The sequence below is a fragment of the Bifidobacterium asteroides genome (assembly GCF_009683175.1).
Lineage (GTDB): Bacteria > Actinomycetota > Actinomycetes > Actinomycetales > Bifidobacteriaceae > Bombiscardovia > Bombiscardovia asteroides_H.
Genome location: NZ_WKKW01000002.1, coordinates 229,054 through 248,275 on the forward strand (window position 1 = coordinate 229,054; position 19,222 = coordinate 248,275).

General features: G+C 51.7%; 13 protein-coding genes and 1 tRNA gene. 5 read left to right on the top strand and 9 right to left on the bottom strand.

Annotated elements, in window-relative coordinates; genetic code table 11:
• Window positions 1–19: 19 nt before the first annotated feature.
• Together GKC41_RS04990 and GKC41_RS04995 are read right to left on the bottom strand one after the other, a co-directional pair.
• Window positions 20–1,297, bottom strand: coding sequence for an ABC transporter ATP-binding protein (locus GKC41_RS04990; RefSeq protein ID WP_154313232.1), 1,278 nt, complete (start codon window positions 1,295–1,297; stop codon window positions 20–22).
• Window positions 1,297–2,136, bottom strand: coding sequence for an ABC transporter permease (locus GKC41_RS04995; RefSeq protein ID WP_045934991.1), 840 nt, complete (start codon window positions 2,134–2,136; stop codon window positions 1,297–1,299). Before GKC41_RS04995 ends, GKC41_RS04990 begins: the two co-directional genes overlap by 1 nt.
• 158 nt (window positions 2,137–2,294) lie before the next feature.
• On the opposite strand from GKC41_RS04995, the gene GKC41_RS05000 reads away from it, so the two are divergent.
• Entirely contained in the window at window positions 2,295–3,437 is a 1,143-nt protein-coding gene (locus tag GKC41_RS05000) for an acyltransferase family protein (RefSeq protein ID WP_154313234.1), read from the top strand.
• Between the two features lie 25 nt (window positions 3,438–3,462).
• Here the strand turns inward: GKC41_RS05000 and GKC41_RS05005 are convergent, their stop codons facing one another.
• From GKC41_RS05005 to GKC41_RS05030, 6 genes are all read right to left on the bottom strand, one after another.
• Window positions 3,463–5,364, bottom strand: a complete 1,902-nt coding sequence (locus tag GKC41_RS05005) for a DUF6020 family protein (protein WP_154313235.1) — start codon at window positions 5,362–5,364, stop codon at window positions 3,463–3,465.
• 116 nt (window positions 5,365–5,480) lie between these two features.
• The gene (locus GKC41_RS05010; protein ID WP_229281639.1) at window positions 5,481–6,413 is read right to left on the bottom strand and encodes a glycosyltransferase family 2 protein; all 933 of its coding nucleotides are present in this window, start codon (window positions 6,411–6,413) and stop codon (window positions 5,481–5,483) included.
• On the bottom strand, window positions 6,413–8,110 hold the full coding sequence (locus GKC41_RS05015; RefSeq protein ID WP_195760182.1) for a glycosyltransferase: 1,698 nt from the start codon (window positions 8,108–8,110) through the stop codon (window positions 6,413–6,415). Before GKC41_RS05015 ends, GKC41_RS05010 begins: the two co-directional genes overlap by 1 nt.
• A 96-nt stretch (window positions 8,111–8,206) precedes the next feature.
• The gene (locus GKC41_RS05020; RefSeq protein ID WP_154313238.1) at window positions 8,207–8,923 is read right to left on the bottom strand and encodes a glycosyltransferase family 2 protein; all 717 of its coding nucleotides are present in this window, start codon (window positions 8,921–8,923) and stop codon (window positions 8,207–8,209) included.
• Window positions 8,924–9,099: 176 nt separating this feature from the next.
• Window positions 9,100–11,169: an RICIN domain-containing protein gene (locus tag GKC41_RS05025; protein WP_154313239.1), complete on the bottom strand. Its 2,070-nt coding sequence runs from the start codon at window positions 11,167–11,169 to the stop codon at window positions 9,100–9,102.
• 203 nt (window positions 11,170–11,372) lie between these two features.
• Window positions 11,373–12,086: a metal-dependent transcriptional regulator gene (locus GKC41_RS05030; RefSeq protein WP_154313240.1), complete on the bottom strand. Its 714-nt coding sequence runs from the start codon at window positions 12,084–12,086 to the stop codon at window positions 11,373–11,375.
• 176 nt (window positions 12,087–12,262) lie between these two features.
• Here GKC41_RS05030 and GKC41_RS05035 point away from each other — a divergent pair, with 176 nt between their 5' ends.
• From GKC41_RS05035 to GKC41_RS05045, 3 genes are all read left to right on the top strand, one after another.
• Entirely contained in the window at window positions 12,263–13,705 is a 1,443-nt protein-coding gene (locus GKC41_RS05035; RefSeq protein WP_229281640.1) for an Nramp family divalent metal transporter, read from the top strand.
• Between the two features lie 321 nt (window positions 13,706–14,026).
• A complete protein-coding gene (locus GKC41_RS05040; RefSeq protein WP_154313241.1) occupies window positions 14,027–15,469 on the top strand; it encodes a catalase in 1,443 nt (480 codons plus the stop codon).
• Window positions 15,470–15,595: 126 nt separating this feature from the next.
• Window positions 15,596–15,683, top strand: a tRNA-Ser gene (locus tag GKC41_RS05045).
• Between the two features lie 175 nt (window positions 15,684–15,858).
• On the opposite strand, the gene GKC41_RS05050 is transcribed toward GKC41_RS05045, so the two are convergent.
• Window positions 15,859–18,273, bottom strand: coding sequence for a hypothetical protein (locus tag GKC41_RS05050; protein ID WP_154313242.1), 2,415 nt, complete (start codon window positions 18,271–18,273; stop codon window positions 15,859–15,861).
• Between the two features lie 62 nt (window positions 18,274–18,335).
• On the opposite strand from GKC41_RS05050, the gene GKC41_RS05055 reads away from it, so the two are divergent.
• Window positions 18,336–19,199, top strand: coding sequence for an HNH endonuclease (locus GKC41_RS05055; RefSeq protein ID WP_229281641.1), 864 nt, complete (start codon window positions 18,336–18,338; stop codon window positions 19,197–19,199).
• The last annotated feature ends 23 nt before the right edge of the window (window positions 19,200–19,222 follow it).

Here is a 19,222-nt window from a genome sequence, read left to right on the forward strand (position 1 = left end):
TGCCACAAGAGCGGAAAGGTTAGAGTGATTCCTCGCCCAAAAGACTGATCTGCAGCCCACGGTCGCTCAACAAGGCGTACTCCCTGTTTCGCTTGTCTCTGATGGCAAAGACACAGGAGTTCTCGTCATTGGTGAAGGCAATCATTTTTGTGGGGGCATTTTTGTCCGCTTGCGCGGCATCCCGCACGCGCAGGGATACGACGAGACGAAATTCGCCATTGTTGAAAATGTTCAAGGGCACCGAACAATGCACCACCTGATGCCCACAGGCTTTTAGACGGATGACATCGGAACCTGTGTCATAGGCTATGCCGCCGCGTCGAGTGTCGTGCATGGCGATGGCCATATAGAGATTGTCATACTCAGCGCAGTCGTATTCCACGTCAAAACGGAAGGTATCCGAGCTCTTGCAGACCGAGGATGATACCGGATAGGCGCGCAGAAGGGGCACCTGAGCGCTCAGACCAGTCGGATATTCGTCCCCTTGCTTCTTGCCATCGGATTGCTTGTCGGGGGCCTTGAGATTCTCCAAGGTGTACCGGTTGGCGACATCATCCTTGTCGCCATTAATCACCACATGGCCGTCCTTGATCAGAATCGCCCGGTCGCAGTACTTCTTCACGGCACCCATGTCATGGGTGACGAGGATGACCGTCTTGTTGGGATCCTTCTTGACCTCGGTGAAGTAATCATCGCACTTGCGTTGGAAGGCCTCATCGCCGACGGCAAGAACCTCGTCCAGGATCAGTATGTCGCCCTGGGCCTTGATGGCCACCGAAAAGGCCAGGCGCACCTGCATGCCGCTGGAGTAGTTCTTCAGCTTCTGATCCATGAACTCGCCCAGTTCAGCGAAGTCCACGATGTCATCGTACATGGCATCGACCTCGCTGCGGGTGAATCCCAGCAGGGCTCCATTCAAGTAGACGTTCTCACGGCCTGTCAGCTCCGGGTTGAAGCCGACGCCCAATTCGATAAAAGGCACCAGCTTGCCCGTATAAGAGATATGACCGCGCTCAGGATAGTAGATGCCCGAAATCAGCTTGAGCAGGGTTGATTTGCCGCTGCCGTTACGCCCGACGATGCCGAAAAAGTCGCCCCGATGCACCTGGAAGGACACATCCTGCAGCACCTGCTGCTCCTTGTATCCCTTGATTCCGCGGGTCCAGTTGATAAAGGCCTGCTTGAGCCCTGTGGCCTGTTCGGTAGGCAGCCGAAAGACCTTATCCACATGCTCCACAGACAGGACCACGGGCCGATCGTCTTTTTTCTGAGGGATTGGTTCCCCAGCCTTGCTCATCACATCACCTCGGCGAATTTGTGATTGTACTTGCGGAATACGCATACACCCAGCACCACCATGATCACAGTGAGCAGGATGGGGATCATGGTCACGAAGGGATTGCTGATCTGGTTCCATACAGTGGGTGTGGTTTCCGGAGCAATGAATGAATGCCGGATATCCTGGATGGATTGCGCTATAGGGTTGAGCAGGAGCAGCTTGGCTACGACGGGACCCCACCAATGGTGGATTCCCGAAACAGCCGTCAGAGGATAGATGACAGGGATGGAATAGAAAATCACCTGTTGCAACACGTCCCAGATATGCGAGACGTCACGGAAGTAGACATACATGGTAGCCATGATCAGCGTGAAGCCCAAGGCAAGGATATACAGCTGGAATACGCTGATGGGCAGCAACAGGACCCTCCAGGTGAAATGCACCCGGCAGAAGATGGCAAAGATGAGAACCACGATCAGGTTGATGCCGTAGCTGATCAGCGCCCCCATGGTAGCAGATACAACCACGATGTAATTGGGAAAATGCACCTTACGCAGGAGGTCGCCACGGTCCACAATAGAACGCAGGCCTATGGAAGTTGACTCGTTGAAGAACTGCCAGGAGCTTATGCCCAGAAGCAGCACGACGGGATAAGTCGGCGTGCCATCGGTCATCCTGAGGAATTTGGCGAAGACCAGGTACATAACCACGAAGAGCATCAGCGGCTGCAGAACGGACCAGGCAACCCCAAGGAAGGAGCCCTGATACCTGAGCTTGAAATCGGTCTTGACAAGCTCACGCAGGATAACCAATGAATAGTGGTATCGCTGGCGTAATCTATCTACGATGCTTCTCACAAGCGTACAGACTACCAAACAGCCGTGAAAGATATCCTTCCATCTCTGCATTCTCACAAATAACAACGGGTTGTTGATACTTTACAGCCACTGCTTCAGGTAGGCACCAGGCATTATCCTTTGACGTATTCATGTCATCTTGATGGGAGATCAGAGTGATGTCTCAACCGGAGAAGGCAACAGGCCGATCAGCTCGCAGCCTCAATATCGAACTCCTACGCATATTGGCAATGCTGATGGTCGTCTATTGTCATATGATCATCCACGTTGATTTCACTAACGGGGTCTCGCGCATCGTATTGCCCATGTACCCAGGCTGGAAATCTGCGATCAGCTTCACTATTGTGCAATACGGCCAGGTTGGCGTTTCAATCTTCTTTATGATCTCAGGATACTTCCTCGTTAAGAAACAGTTTTCGTGGAGACGAATTTTCTCGACCTGGTTCCAGATGTTTCTCTATGCAGTTTTATGCTTAGTGATTGCAATTGTTGCCAAGCAATTCCGACCTCTGCCGTTCGGCACCAACGAGCTGCTATCTGGTTCCCAGACCCTGGATACAGTCCTATGGAGTTTATGCCCATTTTTGTACAACAGCTACTGGTTCATAGATGCGTACATTCTCATGCTGCTTCTTAGCCCATTTATCAATACTGTATATGCGCACATGTCCCAGAAGCAGATTCTTGCGCTGATCGCTCTTCTTATGTTCATCGGTACCTGGCCCTTATTTTTCGGCAGAGCAAATCATTGGAACAATGTAGTATACGCCGTTCTCGGATATATCATCGGCGCTTATATCCAGACCTACCACGATTCATTGCGGGGCATATCAAATGGCGCGCTGGCCATCTGCACAGTCTTATGTACAGCACTCATGCTGGGGTTCAATCATTTTGTCTTGTCAGAATCCTACTGGGCACAGAGACTGACATGGACGGCACAAATCCATCAGGGCCTGCAAATACTGCCTATATGCATTGCTTTTTGCCTTTTCGTGGCAGTTTGTCGGCTACCACAGCTCCACCTCCCACACATATGGAGCAATTTCCTACTGCAGGTATCAGCAGGGACCTTCGGTGTCTACCTCCTGCATGAGAACACATTCGGTTTCCGATTCATCTGGGGCACTGTCGCTTCGTGGCTACCAAACATATCCAGCAAGACTGGTTTTGTTTTAACTTATATAGTTACGGGGTTGCTCATCTTTGCTGTTCTTGACATTATCGCCATGCTGGTCGACCGATGGCTTATCCATCCATTGCGTGATTGCATCATTAGCAAAGTGGGATGGATTCAATAAGGCATAAGCTACAATAGAGCGTCTTTTATGCCGATCTACTTACCTTGCATTCCTTGGTAAGCACTTTGGCAAATGGAATAGCAAGCGTAAGTGCGAAAGCAAAAAGGAAACTAAGCGTGTACCTCGCCTGATGCGATGGCAGGAGCAGCAAACTGAACCAAGATACCACGGTAGGAATTAGATAACAAAGGTTCATATAGCGTCTGCTCGATATGGTCAGTCCTAATGCTCCCATCGGTAGCCATACAGTATACAAAGCTTCACTACCAAGAAAAGAAAAAGGTGGCACTTTATTTAATGCGTTCTTCAAGGGAAGTGCAATCTTCTCTTGCGTATAGCTGAGTCCACATTCAGGATATTCATTAAGAATCTGCGATCCACCTGCTTCCCACCAACCACAGCGAACGGGTCCGCTATAGTAATAGGTATCTCCATATATAAATGGATTTATTAGATAAGGCACTGCAGCAATGTAATCCTTTGGGTATCGGAAAAACAAACGTATCCAAGTTAAAATAAAGTTTTTCCTGTCAGACGAACTGGCATTCAGTCTGTACCCATAGTGCTTGGCATAATCAGCTGAATCAGCCTGCCAATACGGCTTTAAATGATTAATATCAAGGACTTTGTCAATCGCCTCCCGATCGGATCTTGTTAACTCATCTTGATGAAGTATCGCAACTCTCGACAGCTGTTGAATAGGGACAGATATGGCCTCCTGAGAACCTCCAGGTGCTATATCCAACGCGGGAAGCACCGCCACAGGCACAAAACCAATCACTAGAGCAGCGGGTACAATCATAGAAATCAAGAAAGCGGCGAACTGCTTTCTAATGACAATTATTGCTAATAACAGCGACACTGTAGTAACATAAATTCCCAGCTTTTTTGTTAGACCTGAGAACAAGCCAAGCACCACAAGGCACAGCGCTAATTTCCAGCCAACTGCATGGTTATTGTTACACCGATATATCGCTTCAAAGAAAGCCACCATCCATAAGAGAAAGATGGAAACCCAGGTTGAATCCTTGAGCACAATACTCATATACATAGGAAAGGCTGGCAATATCGCTGCCAGGCACCAACAGACGCAAATACAGGAATCTGGAAGATTCGTTCTTTTCTTAATCCATACTAGCGATACAACTATCGCAAAGGCCGCCACTGTGCTTTGCAATGCTATAAGAATGCGAAAACCCAGAATTTCCTGACCAAGCCATAACCCAAGTTCATCAAATAGTCCATATATATAAGTATCAAAAAAAGGGTGGTGATCCTGTCCCGCATATCCCGGTAATTCAGCCATCGTCATGGGATCCCAAACATGTCCTGTACGAAACTGAACTAGCTGCACCATAGAATCCACGCCTATAATAGCTGGACCCTGAATTATGAGCATAGGTACCCAACAAAGAACCATGGCCAAGGTAGCCACGGTCATGTGTTTAGGTTTGCCATCAAAGAAGCGAACTCCTCTTTCCCAGATACTGAGGTTTGTAGGTGGGATAGAATTTGACGCATCGTCTGTGTTCCTGTACTCAACAAAGTTAGCTGCTTTATGCATTAGCCAACAGATAATAACAGCAAGAATAAAACCAATTGTCAGCAATTGGACACTAGCAACCATCCAAAAAATCGGCTTGTGCCACTGTGGCACACCACCCACATAATTCGGATAACTGTCGAAAGACACATTAGGCAGTTTCATTAGACGCGGCACGACAATTGAAAGAGCCAAGAAGAAAGAAAGAATTGCAGAAATCAGCTGATCTCTCTTTCCTGCATGATTAAAATTCGGATAAAACCGATAAAATAAAACTCCAAGACATACAGCAAGGGCGATAGAACCAGCTGGGCCAAACTGTGCAATTGAATCCAAACCCTTAGCTGTTAAATTGGCGAAGTTATCGAACGCTGCAGAATCCACGTTCCTAAACGCCAAAGACTGAGCACAAAGGATTCCTACGGCCACAGATAAAAAGCAGCGCAACTTTTGTACGCATGGTCTATTCGTTTTGCTGGTCATTAGTCTCTCCGGATTGCTTACAACTGCGGATAATCGATTGATGGGTTGAACCTTATAGCTTCAATCATCTTGCAGTACATCTGTCGACGCAGCTTCTTGTCGACTCCCCCGGACCGCATGGCATACCAAACCTGGGCGCAAAAGAGCAGATAATGAGCGAGGCTCTTATGATGCAATCTGTAGGATCCCTGATTGCGGATGCCATAGGCGAACTTCCAGGCATTCTTCTCGTTGATCATCGAGAAATTGACCCCCTTATTCTCACCCATATCGTGCACCACTACGCTATCGAGAACCTGGACTCCGGGACAGTCTCGGGAGATACGAAGAGTGTACTCAGCATCGTCAAACCAGATGAAGTACTCCTTGTAGGGTAGACCGTAGGCTTCCATAACCCAGCGTGGGATGAGTACGGATACGAAAGATGCCTGATCGATCAGCACCAAATCCCTGAGCCCCATAGCCCGCAGCCGACCCCAGTCCCATGTAGGCACAGGATTGTTCATTTCCGAAATGGTCCCATCGATATATTTGATCAAGGAGCAGGCAAAAGGGATATCCGGACTCAGAGCCTTGGTGGCTTGTTCATAGCCTCCGAGCAGCTTCTCCAAGGCATCCGGCTCAGGATATCCGTCATCATCGAAGATCCACACGTAGTCGAGGCCCATCCTATAGCCCTCGCGCATTCCAGCAGAGAAGCCGCCGGCCCCGCCGACGTTTTTGGGTAGGGTGACAATGCGAAGCTCTACCTTCCCTCCCAAGGGGAATGCGTCCTGATATTCATGCAGGTAATCCGCAGTCCCATCAGTCGAAGCGTTGTCGACGATGATCAGGGCCTTGGGCAGAAAGGTCTGGGACTCCAGGGAGGCCAGAACCTTCTTCAGCTTTTCCAGACGGTTGAAGGTGACAACGACAGCGGCCACATTCCTCCGGTTATCTACAGCATTCATCACTGCGCCCATTCTCCCAACATCCGGGTGAAGAAGGAGTCGGCCGATTCCTTCCTTGAAAACTCTTGAAGCCGTTCCAGCTCCACGGTCCACAACCGCCTGCGATCCTGTTCATAATCATCCATCCTCAGCAAGGAACGGACCGATTGGCGGACAAGGCCTAGCGATTCTCGAGGCAGCAGTCCCTGGGCAGGAACCAGCGTCGATTGGGAACCGACATCAGCGCTCAACACCGGCATGCCCCGACTGATAGCCTCGATGGTCGTAAGAGTGATGCCCTCATTGATCGAGGTAATCAGCAGGGCGTCCGCCCAATCATATGTTGCAGAAACCGGCTGAGAGACATCACGACGTTCCACTACATGACCCAAGCCATATTTTGCAAGGAGTTTGCGTACCTCCAAGTCCATATCTCCGCTGCCATGCATGATAAAGCGAAAACGACCCGGGAAACGACGCTCCATCTCCTTGGCGACATTGATAAATGCCTCCGGGCGCTTCTGCCTGGTCATCCTTCCTACAAAGGCGACGTGGAACACATCCTGCTGTACCCGGTCCTTGTACTGTGGATTCATCTGATCGGCAGTCAGACCAACCAAGGGCGCCATAACCACCTTTTTTGCCGCTATGCCATGATGATTTACCAGCCAATCCTGCAGTTGGGGTGAAATGACATGGTGTAGATCGATGTAAGGGTCACGGCTCACGCTCTGGTTGGGATAGCCACCGCGGTCATGGTATTCAAGAATGTGCAGTGAGTCGACAATGAACGTATGCGGGTAGTACCGCTTGATCCACCAGAGCCGGTCGTACATCCACTGATTGTGATGAATCATGACGCCACGGATATTGTACTGCTCAAATAGAGCCCTGAGCAGGGGTACGTCACCGATGCTCTCTTGCGCAGGAAAGGTCAGATTGATGACGAGGGCATCGTCCAAATCCTTGCTGACAATCCATGGCTGATGACTGTCATTGTTGGTGATGACGATAGGCAATAGTCCCGCTTTACGGGCCAGAGCAACTGTTTCCATGGCCCAACGCTCGGCTCCCCCGGGCTGCAGCCAATGCATGGCAATAATGACAGCCTTAGGAGCCGAAGAATCCGGTTGCGCAGGTTCGATAGAACTGCCGGGATGATGCGCAGCCCCGCGAGCGAACAGATCGCTGGTTGAATCGGGGTGATAAGGCTCAATAGCCTGGTATCCCGCTTTCTCACGCTTACGCCTGAGCAGCTCACGAACCTGATCGAACAGAAGCGGGAAATGCAGCTCACAGTAGTTATAAATTTGGTTGCGCATGGGCAATCGGGCGGACAGATTCCTGGCTTTGACTGTCATATCAGTGGCATCGTCCGGAGTAAGTAACACATACCGTTCATTCCAGTCAACCAGCTGATGATGCAAGTCGAAATAATGAGGCGTAAAGGCGGTCTTAGGCTTGGATACGGACCGTGCTTTGAATTCGACTACAGGTTTAAGCCCTGCACCCTTGGTTAGAGAACCATTCAGAGTCGACGTATCCGTCAAGCGGGGATATTGCCAATCTTCACCCATATAGATCTTGTAGAGCAGCTCTCGACCAGGCTGTATCAACGAATGATAGTTAACTGCTGAAATAACCAATCGGCGTTGCCGCTCGCTCAAGCCACCAAGTTGCTTCCAGGCATCAGGTCCAGTTTCAAATAGATGCTGCATGTGGCCAATGGTAACCTGAACACGGTACGCCAATCGATGATGGAGTTGGCTACTGCCCACAAATTCCATATTTGCCGGTTCACCTTAGTCTCCGTACTAATCAGCTGGTTGCACACCTTTGCGTTGCACAAAACGGTTCTTGGCCACCCACCATAGGTGACCGAGGCCAGTCTTCAGATATCGTTGCTTAGTCTCACCTTGGCGTGTTTTCTGCACAATTTTCACTTCGCCAAAACGAGTACCGAGATATCGATGCGCATTAAGTTTAATCTGAGGCGACAAGTTCCAGTCGCCCTCAGTCAAATGGAGTCGAGGGGCCACATCACGACGGAAAACCCACATGCCCGAGAGGGAGTCGTGAATGACGACTCCATATAGAAGAAACATTTCAAAGTTGAGTACTTTAACGCCAAGTTGCAAAGCAAACGGAATCGTTGAATCAGGATACCTCGTGCAGGAAGCCAGCAGCAAGTTGCGCTTTTTCATTTCATTGAGAATTCTTGGGGCATCTTCGACAGGATAAGTGCAGTCTGAATCCGCACAGACAATGATGTCTCCTTTAGCGTGAGCGATGCCAGTCATATGTGCATATCCATAACCGATGCCTGAGGCACATCTATCGTCTATATACATATGAAACCGATTGTTGGTTTTTTCCAACTTCTTGCCCAGTTTGACGGTATCATCCGTTGATTTGTTGCTGACGCATATTATTTCATCATAAAAGTCGGGGAGCTCGGCAACCATCTGAGTCAGATGCTTTGCCTCATTTCGGCAAGGCATAACCAAGGAGGTAGTCAAACCATTTATCATTGCCTGTTACTCCTCTTATAGCCACCCGGTTGAGTCCTAAATCCTCTAAGATAGGCGACTCAATGTCCCGAAGATATCTTTTCAAATCATACAGCACCCATAAACATTCACCTTTTAATGAGGACCAAGAACCGAAGTGTCCGTGTCATCACCAATCAAAAAGATGCCACAGATTCTTATTGGCGTATATCCCATAATTGATTAGCTTGTCGATGAAAAGTATAAGAAATGAGCCTTGCACCAGGGTTGACGTTAGCCCCACATATGTCGATAGCCTTGTTGTTCAATACACTGCGTATTGAATAGCCTCCTGAATAATGTTGAAGATACCATAATTGGTTGCTTCTGCCAGTGGAGGGGAACTGAACGACATTACCTTCATCCCCCTGATAACCATATTGAATATCAAGATACAGTCCCGAATGAGCAGCTTGAAGAGCAAATTGCCCATTTCCTTTATAAACAAGTATGAATTTTTGGTTATCTCCGCCGTTAGGAGTCCATGTCTGCAAATGTGCGTCAGACGCTTGGCTGGCGCCCTCCACATCAAAGCTATTCCCATTGGCAAATCGATTGGTGATACTGTTGGTACCCTGGAAAGCCTCGCTAGCCTGCAAGAGTCTAAAGGACTGATTCATTCCACCATTGAATTGCCATATCTCCAGCTGCGTCCCGGATGAAGTATTACCGCCAGGTATGTCAAGTGCTGCTGATTTGCCACCATTTAATGCCGAAGTGATATAGACAAAACCATCAGGAGCACGGTAAAACCGCCATCGCTGATTTGCCCCACCGTTCTGTGTGTATTGAATGATCTCATTGCCGTTTTGTGTTGATCCATATCTGACGTCCAAGGCTTTCCCTGAATGTTTCGTAACAATGGAGTAAGTTCCGGATCCTTCGGGCTTTATGTGAAAAAGCTGATTCGCACCATCGGTGGGCGCCCAGACCTGAACTGGGAAAGCCTCCGCCTGTGTTCCTCCGGAAATATCCAGGTACTTATCGCCCAAAGAAGATTCGATGTAGTAATCTCCCTCAACCATATCGGTCAACGCCTCAAGCTGATTCGGGCCATCAACTCCCGAATCAGAATCCTTGACTCCACAAGCACTCAAATCCGTGTTTACGCCTATACCGCTGATGCGTCCATCATCAGCGTATTGCCAGCAGCGATAGTTAGTGTAAAAATTAAAACCAGGACGACGGCCGTAACTAGCGACCCAACTTGTTTTACTTAGTATATCAGGAGAATTCAGCGCCGAATTAAGGTAAGAGACATAAGAATATACAGACAAATTTTGAAATCCAGCATTTTGCAAACAAGTAAACCAGGCATTAACAATATCTTTGTAAGTGCTTGGCGAACTCGGTGGCACGTGATCTTTCCATACCCACTGCTCAAGATCGTAGTAAATAGGGTAGGTGAGATCATTCGGACTAATTCCAGCCCGGCGAAGAAGATCCACAATGCTGTTGCCCTCGGCCCGTCCAGTCCCTCCGTCATAGGCGTAAGAATACAGATAGATGCCGAACGGGATGCCTAATCGCTTGCATTCGACAATATTCCGCAATGCCTTGCCGTCGAAGCCATTGCCCCAACCCCAGCCAATACGAATAATTGCACCTTCTACACCCGAATGGCGGACCTGATCCCAATTAATTGTCCCCTGCCATTGAGATACATCAATTACCCCCTTTGCTTTCTGGGCGAATAAGGAACCATCAGCTTCAAAAAATGCCGGAGAGCCTGAATATGCACCCCAATATGCCCCATACGAGTTGCCTGCCAACGATGAGGAAATAACCGAACCTGCTTGCGCAGATGGACGGAGAGCAGCCGATTTCACCGATTTACCCTTTTCCTCAATATGACGAGTAGTTCTGCCGGGTTTCTCAAGGGACCCCTCACCAAGCGAGGATTCTTGGCGGCGAGCATCTCCAACCTTGACGGGAATAAAGCTGCGACCGTAGGTTTTTGCGAGTGGGTCAGCCGGCTTGGCAGAGGTCCCAATCAGCTGTTTATCAGTAACCGAGTGCCCGTTGCTGACAGACTTCAGCGATCCATCTTTTGTAACCGCTAAGTCCTGAGAAACCAAGACGGCGTCATCAGGAATGGACTTCACAATAAACTCAGGCACATCTTTATGTTGGTCTACATACCCATCCTGCAGATCAAATGATGAGATTGGCGAAATCAACATAATCAGCCCGGCAAGCAACGTCGCTACAATAGTTCTTACACCCATCTTGTGCCCCTACTTTCTGCAAGATCACAATTGCAGAGTCAAATTCGCTCTATTTTAGAATAGCCTGGCGCTGGGCAAACTTACCATGGCAAGACAGTCCACTATATTTATGCGTTCTCTCTACTGTGCAAGAATTCGACGACGAAGTGCGACTACGAGTTTGCATTCATGCCTGTATATGCGATTCACAAACACATCAACCGTTACAAGATGACAGTCTGGATGCGGTCCGCGTCCTTAAGATGAATGGTTTGTTTGGAAGAAAGCTTGTTTTGATTTCTTTCATCAGCAATGCGCCCGCTCTTCAGGAGATTCAAGCGTATCTGTCCCTGAGGGGCATCCTTGCCCTCCACACGCACAAGACTTCCCGGCACCAAGCCGATGCGAACCAGGTACCTGAGAGCATTCGAATCCTCGTCGCTGACGCGTTGAACTCGAACCGTTGAGCCGACCGGCACTTCGGATAGCGTACAGGTAGCAGGAAGTTCAGGCAGAGATCCGCTACCGGTTGGTATGGCATCTCCATGCGGATCCATGGTGGGATGGCCCAGATAGTCGTCGATGCGGTCGACCATCTTGTCGGAGACGGCGTGCTCAAGGCTGTCCGCCTCCTCATGCACCTCATCCCAGCCGTAACCGAGAACCTGCACCAGGAAGGTCTCCAGCAGTCTGTGGCGCCGGACCATGGTGACCGCATAGCGACGACCGGTTTCAGTAAGCTCCACCTTGCCGTAAGGCCTATGGGTGACCAGACCGGCATCGACCAGACGACCCAGCGCGCCCGAGACCGTCGACTGTTTCATGCCCGTCCTTTCGGCCACCGCAGTGGGCTGGACAGGGCCCTGATCCCATTCCTGAAGATCCCAGATGACCTTGAGATAATCCTGGGCGCTGGAGGACAGTTCGGCAATTCCCATGTTCCACAGTCTATAGCACAGATCCATGGCGCGACCCGCGAGCAACCCCTGCAGGCATATTTCGACATTGTCACAGATCACCTCTGGTATTCTTCATCGAGCGCCACTAGACTTCGAAGGGTCGAAGTCTATAGCCAGCCACACGACCACCACGGTCCAGAATCAAGGAAGGTGACATGCCGAACACTCAGACCCGACCCGCCTCAGGGTCCGCCAGTCCAGCCGGATCCGAAGTCAGGACTCCGCCGTCCAGTCGGCAGCACCAATCCCATCCCATCATTGAGACGGCCAATGGGCGCTCTCTGGAGGAGATCAACGCCACGGTCTCCGTACCCAACTCAACCTCCTCCTTCTGGAAGAACCTGGCAGCCTTCTCCGGCCCTGGCGCTCTGGTGGCAGTCGGTTACATGGACCCGGGCAACTGGATCACCTCCATCGGCGGCGGCGCCCAGTACGGCTATCTGCTCATGAGCGTCATCCTCATCTCCAGCCTGATCGCCATGATGCTGCAGTACATGTCGGCCAAGCTGGGAATCGTGACTGGTCTGGACCTGGCCCAGGCCACCCGCCAGCACACCAGCCGCCGGCTCAGCTTCGTCCTCTGGATTTGCACGGAGCTGGCTGTGATGGCCACCGACATCGCCGAGGTGATCGGCGGGGCCATCGCCCTGAAACTGCTCTTCGGCATTCCGCTGATCCTGGGCGTGACGCTGACCGTGCTGGATGTGCTCATCCTCCTGCTGCTGACCAAGATCGGCTTCCGCCGCATCGAAGCCATCGTGGCCACCCTGATCCTGGTCATCATGGCGGTATTCCTCTACGAGGTCTTCCTGGCCAGGCCCGACATGCCCGCAGTCTTCCGCGGCTTCATCCCCGACAAGGCCATCCTGGGCAACGGCCAGCTGACCATGGCTCTGGGCATCGTGGGCGCCACGGTCATGCCCCACAACCTCTACCTGCACTCATCCATCGTCCAGACCCGCGACTTCGACCGAAGCGATGACCGTCAGGTTGCCAACGCTGTCCGCTTCGCCACCTGGGATTCCAACATCCAGCTGTCCGCCGCCTTCGTGGTCAACTGCCTGCTGCTGGTGCTGGGTGCGGCCATGTTCTTCGGACACGGCGAAGGGCTGGATACCTTCACCGCCCTCTACAACGCCCTTGGCGACAAGACCATCGCCGGTCCGGTCGCATCCGGTCTGCTCTCCACCCTCTTCGCCGTAGCCCTGCTGGCCTCGGGCCAGAACTCGACCATCACCGGCACCTTGACCGGACAGATCGTCATGGAGGGCTTCATCCGCATGAGGATCCCTCTCTGGCTGCGCAGGCTGGTCACCCGTGTGATCTCCATCATCCCCGTGCTGATCTGCACCATCGCCTTCGGAGGCAAGGAGTCCGCCCTGGATAGTCTACTGGTCTACTCCCAGGTCTTCCTGTGCGTGGCCCTGCCCATATCCATGATTCCCCTGGTCTGGTACACCTCCTCCAAGAAGATCATGGGCAAGTATGCCAACCCTCGATGGATGGCCTTCCTGGCCTGGATTGTGGTGGCGGTCCTAACGGGGCTCAACCTTCAGCTGGTCATCCAGGATGTGGGCGAACTGATACAGATGCTCTGAGCACCAGTGCTCTGATGAGAGCCGTCGCCGTTTGCCGATTGAATGAGGCATCGTCGGCGGCTCTCTTGTAATTCCGCCCGCAACAGACACATCACTCTTCGGCATCATGAGCATCTTGCTCGATTAGTGACATATCTGACTCTCGCTCAGCGCGCATATCCACCAACTCAATCCCCCGTCAGATACGGTGGAGAATAGCAGGATTTTATCAAGAGTCCTGCCATCAGCGATCGAGTGGTCAACCAGGAGCTGGGTCGCGGACCTGACTCGCATGGGACCGTCAATCGCGAAAATCATAGGTGTCAGAGGAATCGAGCAGACATGAACGACAAACTTACTACCAACGAAGGGCAGCACTGGGCAGACAACAACCATAGCCAGACAGCGGGCACCCGGGGGCCCATCCTCATGCAGGACTACCAGCTCCTCGAAAAGCTGGCCCACTTCAACCGCGAGCGCATACCAGAGCGCGTAGTCCACGCCAAGGGAGCCGGAGCCAAGGGAACCTTCACCTTGACCAAGGACATGAGCGCCTACACCAAGGCCGACGTATTCAACGGAGCAGGCAAGACCACGCCCATCCTGCTGCGCTTCTCCCAGGTGGCCGGCGAATCCGGCTATCCCGACACCCTGCGCGACGTCCGCGGCTTCGCCCTGCGCTTCTACACGCAGGAAGGCAACTACGACGTGGTGGGCAACAACACCCCCGTATTCTTCGTCAACGATCCCCTGAAGTTCCCCGACTTCATCCACTCGCAGAAGCGCGACCCGGCCACCCACCTGCGCAGCCAGGAGATGCAGTGGGACTTCTGGTCGCACTCCCCTGAGTCTGTCCACCAGGTCACCTATCTGATGGGTGACAGGGGCAACCCTGCCAGCTACCGGAACATGAACGGCTACGGAAGCCACACTTTCAAGTGGGTCAATGCGAAGGGTGAACAGTTCTGGGTCAAGTACCACTTCCTGAGCGAGCAGGGCGTGAAGAACATGACCGATGAGACCGCCGCCAAGGTCGCCTCCGAGGACACGGACTTCCTCCTGCATGATCTTTACGATGCCATCGACAGGGGCGACTACCCCAAGTGGAAGGTCTGCGTGCAGATCCTGCCTTACCAGGAGGGCCTGGACTACAAGGACGATATCTTCGACGTGACCAAGGTGGTCTCCAAGAAGGACTATCCGCGCATTGAGATAGGCGAGTTCGTGCTGGATACCAACCCGACCAACTACTTTGATGATGTGGAGGAAGCCGCCTTCTCCCCCGCCAACTTCGTTCCAGGCATCGAGCCCTCGCCCGACAAGCTGCTGCAGGGCCGCCTGTTCGGGTACAAGGATGCTGAGCGCTACCGTCTGGGCGCCAACTACGAACAGCTGCCCATCAACCGCCCGGTCAACGAGGTCCACAACTACGAACGGGACGGTTTCATGTCCCAAGGTCAGGATGGATCGGTCAACTACGAGCCCAACAGCAAGGGCGGCCCCGTGGAAGACAACGATGCCAAAATGCACAGCGATGCCGTCCAAGGGCAGACCGAATACTCCCGCCCCTATGACAAGGACTACTATTCCGCAGCCGGCCGTCTCTACAGGCTGATGAGCCCGGAAGAGAAGGACCGCCTGATCCAGACCATCAAGAACACCCTGGGATCCGTCGATGACCAGGAGATCCAGGTTCTCGAGACCAGGCAGTTCTACCAGGCTGACCCCGACTACGGCCAGCGCGTGGCCGAAGCTCTTGGCCTTTCCATGGATCAGATCAAGTAACACAGGAACAGGGCGGGAATTGTCGGCGACACGTCTGGACTGGCCTGCAATCCCCGCCCTGTGTTACTATTTCCTAGTTGCCTTGATCAGGGTCACGTAGGCTACGGCCCCGCTCACTGCAGCTTTGGAGGATTCGCCTAGTGGTCTATGGCGCACGCTTGGAAAGCGTGTTGGGTTCACGCCCTCACGAGTTCGAATCTCGTATCCTCCGCCAGCAAGGGGTTTTGGGGTTCCAAAACCCCTTTTTGTTACTCACCTCCACGACCCCAAGAGTATTGGTAATAGTAAGTCGGCAAAGGCTGGTCGCATCCCTATCAACTGATACGACAAGGCACAGAATCCGATGCACACTCATCTCGGCATGATTCCCATCCAAGCGCCGTCATTGATCAGGCCGATTCAACATCGTCTTTCGCAACTGTCGCAGTCTTCTTTGAGCGATTTTTCTGATTAATCAGCTTCGCCAATTCCTTTTCACAGTTATGCATGTACCCCAGGCTCTTCTTAAGACCGGAGAGCTCTTTCTTGGTTTCCTTCTTCTCAGCCTTGTCTAGGTTCTTATCTTCAGAACGCATAGAGAAGACCTCCTGCTGAATTTCCGTTCGTTCAATCTGATCGAGCAAGCCTTGTCGGATCCGTTCAATCGTCTCTGGCCTCATATCAGCTTGAGCGAAGTCGGATTGGCAAAATGTTAGGAGCTTCGAACATTCGTCGAGGGCAAACGCTCCTTTGGAATCAGTGAGAAGCGAAGCAACAGCAGTTACCCCACTACCACCGACCAAACCCAAGACTGCGCCGCCACCAGCGATTATGGCTGTGCCGCCTGCCATACCGAGGCCTCCAGCAGCCAATGCACCACCGCCAACCGCTGCAAGGCTCGCACTGGTAAGAGCAGCACCAGATAGGCCGGCAACAGCCGACCCGGCAAACAACGGCGCTATGACTGGCGCTAATGTAAAGGCTGCACCTCCCGTAGCAACCGCAACCGCGGCAGTTCCCGCAGCACCGACAATTTTTTTGGTTCGGCTACCATTCAATACGCCGGCATTCCTATTCAGCGCCTTAGCGGTCTGCTGCACAGGGGATTTATCCGAATCGCCGCTTACATCACGCCATAATTCTTCGAGGATCTTTGAATCAAATTTTGGGCGTTTAGTTCTCTTGATCGAGGAGTCCGGCCCTCCCTCAGGATTCTCTGACTCCGTTTCAAAACGATATAGGTCATACGGAGCAAACCGCGCAAGTTCAATCAGAACCAATGCTTTCCATGTGTCTCCGTCCCGCGCAACAAGTTCTTCAATTCTCCGTTTCACTTGCCCGCGATTAAGGAGATCACAGTCATCAGGCAGGTTTTCAGACCACCTGTCAAACCATTTTTCCTTTTCTCTCCGATCCACTGCCCTACTTCGATCTATATCCTCATAAAGCGCCAACCGCTCTATCGAGAACAATACAGATAGATGCTCCGGCTTCAACGAGAGCATTTCCATTGTCACCCGACCGGCCGAATCGTCGTTTTGCCGCCGCTGCCTGTGGCTTGCTCTTCGTTCCCATACCGTTTTGACATCCACACCTATTGCGAAAACCAGACGAGTCACACCTACATAGTTGATTTTCAGCAGGAAGAGATTGCTATCGAATCCCCCTACTAGAATCCCGACCAAGGCGGCCCGAATAGCAGCATCCGCTAGATCCACTGCAGTAAAGGTAGCCGAAGCAATGGATACCATGCGGACTACTCTGGAATTATTGAATGGAAGGACCACACCCATATCCAGCTGTGACAGGTCGTCCAAAGAGTCGACTTCATTGTTTTTCATTTCCAGATAAAGATGATGAAGAAAATAGCAGCCCCGTGTCAGGCACTCATTCAGCAACACTGGGAGCGCCTGACGCCCCAGTACATGCACAATTCCGATTTCAGTTCGCAGGTTAAACCTACGAAGGACTTTACGACCTTCATCGTCAACTTGAGCGAATAAGGTCCCATTGAACATCTTGGAAAGAAGTTTCCGTAACCCCATGCCGGAATCCATGGCGTTTTTAAACACGGGCAAGGCGGACAATTCCTTAATAATAGAAAGAAAAGGCCCAGGTATTCCCGTGCCCTCACCGGGATTCGAACTTGACCCCGACACGTCTGACGCCATGTGAAAGAACCATTGCACCGTGCCTAAGAACAGCTTTTCGCAGACAGTATCGCCGATCAAACCTTCCTTAAACCAGTGTTCTTCCACCGGGACTGCAATGAAATCTCCGTTCTGATTGGTGCCGTATACCTTTCCTGTAAATTGAGTGAGTATCGAGAACACCAATCCTTCAAGGGAGAAGTGGTGAGAAAAGTCTCTGAGATGATGTTGCAAACCGCCGCCAAATTCGGCCGTGTACTTATCACCAACAAAAGGATATTGATCTTCTAGGAAATGAATGGCATCACGCAGGGACTCCCCTTTAAAACCAGAATGCTGCTTTGCCACCCAAACCACGAATTCATTGACTTTCTCCGAACCCCACTCGTTCGCCTTGTCCAGAGAGAACTTGCCAACAAAAATCGAATCACATAAACCCGCAACCACTCCACAAGCCGCAGCGATCTTGTAATCAAGCTGCGCGTCATCTTGCACATGGCCACTTGCAGCATCTTCTTCAATGGATTCCACATAGATTCCATCACCAAAATCTTCGGTCGTTTTATCAGCGCCGAATCCAGCCTCTATACCTTTGTCATTAGCAAGCTCCAGCGAATACTCAACAGAGACCAAATCACCACCGTGCCGTGGCGAAAGCTCCAACTCCCTTGTCATCCGTCCCTCTCCCTCCACAGTGCGCATAGGAACAAAGCAATATAGCCAGAATAAAACAGCACTTGGAGCGTCTGCAAACAGTCAACAGGGTGCTTGAGCCCAGGGAGTGTGACGACAATGGGCTAGACGTACAGCGTCTGGCGTCATTCCTGCATCGCACTCCCGACTCTATTGCCTTGAAAATCTGGAACATCGCAGCCCATGACGTCAATCGGAGGGCCCAAGGCAAGGCGGGCATGAAGCATGGCAGCAAGCTGGATTCCCAAGTCTGGCAATGGTACGCAGAAAATCCTGATGCCTTCATGGCGGAGTGCCTCGATTTGCTCCAACACGCACTCCTGCAAGCCAGCAAACAACACTTCCACCCAGCACCGTTGGCCTCTGACCGATATTCCCCGCTCGAAACCGCAACAAAAATGCTGCTTGACAAGCCCAATCCCGAAGGCGGCGAGCGCGAAGCGACCACGATTCAGCGGATCAACCAGTCCTACTTCCGCAATTCACTGCTCTTGAACTACCAGTGCACATGCTGCATCACCGGCATGCAGATACCTTCAATGCTGATTGTCAGCCATGTCAAACCATGGAAAGCCTCAACCCCGACCGAGAAAACTGCCGCATCGAACGGCCTGCTGCTCAATGCCCTCCACGACCGAGCCTTTGACCAAGGGCTCATCTCCATCGACGACGATTACCACATCATGGTCAACCACGACAAGGTAAGGCACTCACCGATCAACGATCGATGGCTCTCAGCCTTCGAAAACCGAAGAATCACGTTGTCGCCGATCAGCAACCCTCGTATGAATTTATCGAGTACCGCCACAAACACATATTGTTCACCGACACCGAAGGCTTCCTGCTCCCCGTATTTGGAAGCGCTTTTCCCTTCCCTATCGAATTCATGGCCTCACCCTGGGCAATAGTCGTTTTACGTCCGCAGCATTTC

Excerpts from the sequence above, each read along its gene's own strand:
- GKC41_RS04990 (WP_154313232.1), bottom strand. The coding sequence starts at position 1,297 with ATGAGCAAGGCTGGGGAACCAATCCCTCAGAAAAAAGACGATCGGCCC.
- GKC41_RS05000 (WP_154313234.1), top strand. The coding sequence starts at position 2,295 with ATGTCTCAACCGGAGAAGGCAACAGGCCGATCAGCTCGCAGCCTCAAT.
- GKC41_RS05010 (WP_229281639.1), bottom strand. The coding sequence starts at position 6,413 with ATGAATGCTGTAGATAACCGGAGGAATGTGGCCGCTGTCGTTGTCACC.
- GKC41_RS05015 (WP_195760182.1), bottom strand. The coding sequence starts at position 8,110 with ATGCAGCATCTATTTGAAACTGGACCTGATGCCTGGAAGCAACTTGGT.
- GKC41_RS05020 (WP_154313238.1), bottom strand. The coding sequence starts at position 8,923 with ATGATAAATGGTTTGACTACCTCCTTGGTTATGCCTTGCCGAAATGAG.
- GKC41_RS05025 (WP_154313239.1), bottom strand. The coding sequence starts at position 11,169 with ATGGGTGTAAGAACTATTGTAGCGACGTTGCTTGCCGGGCTGATTATG.
- GKC41_RS05030 (WP_154313240.1), bottom strand. The coding sequence starts at position 12,086 with ATGGGAATTGCCGAACTGTCCTCCAGCGCCCAGGATTATCTCAAGGTC.
- GKC41_RS05035 (WP_229281640.1), top strand. The coding sequence starts at position 12,263 with ATGCCGAACACTCAGACCCGACCCGCCTCAGGGTCCGCCAGTCCAGCC.
- GKC41_RS05040 (WP_154313241.1), top strand. The coding sequence starts at position 14,027 with ATGAACGACAAACTTACTACCAACGAAGGGCAGCACTGGGCAGACAAC.
- GKC41_RS05050 (WP_154313242.1), bottom strand. The coding sequence starts at position 18,273 with ATGACAAGGGAGTTGGAGCTTTCGCCACGGCACGGTGGTGATTTGGTC.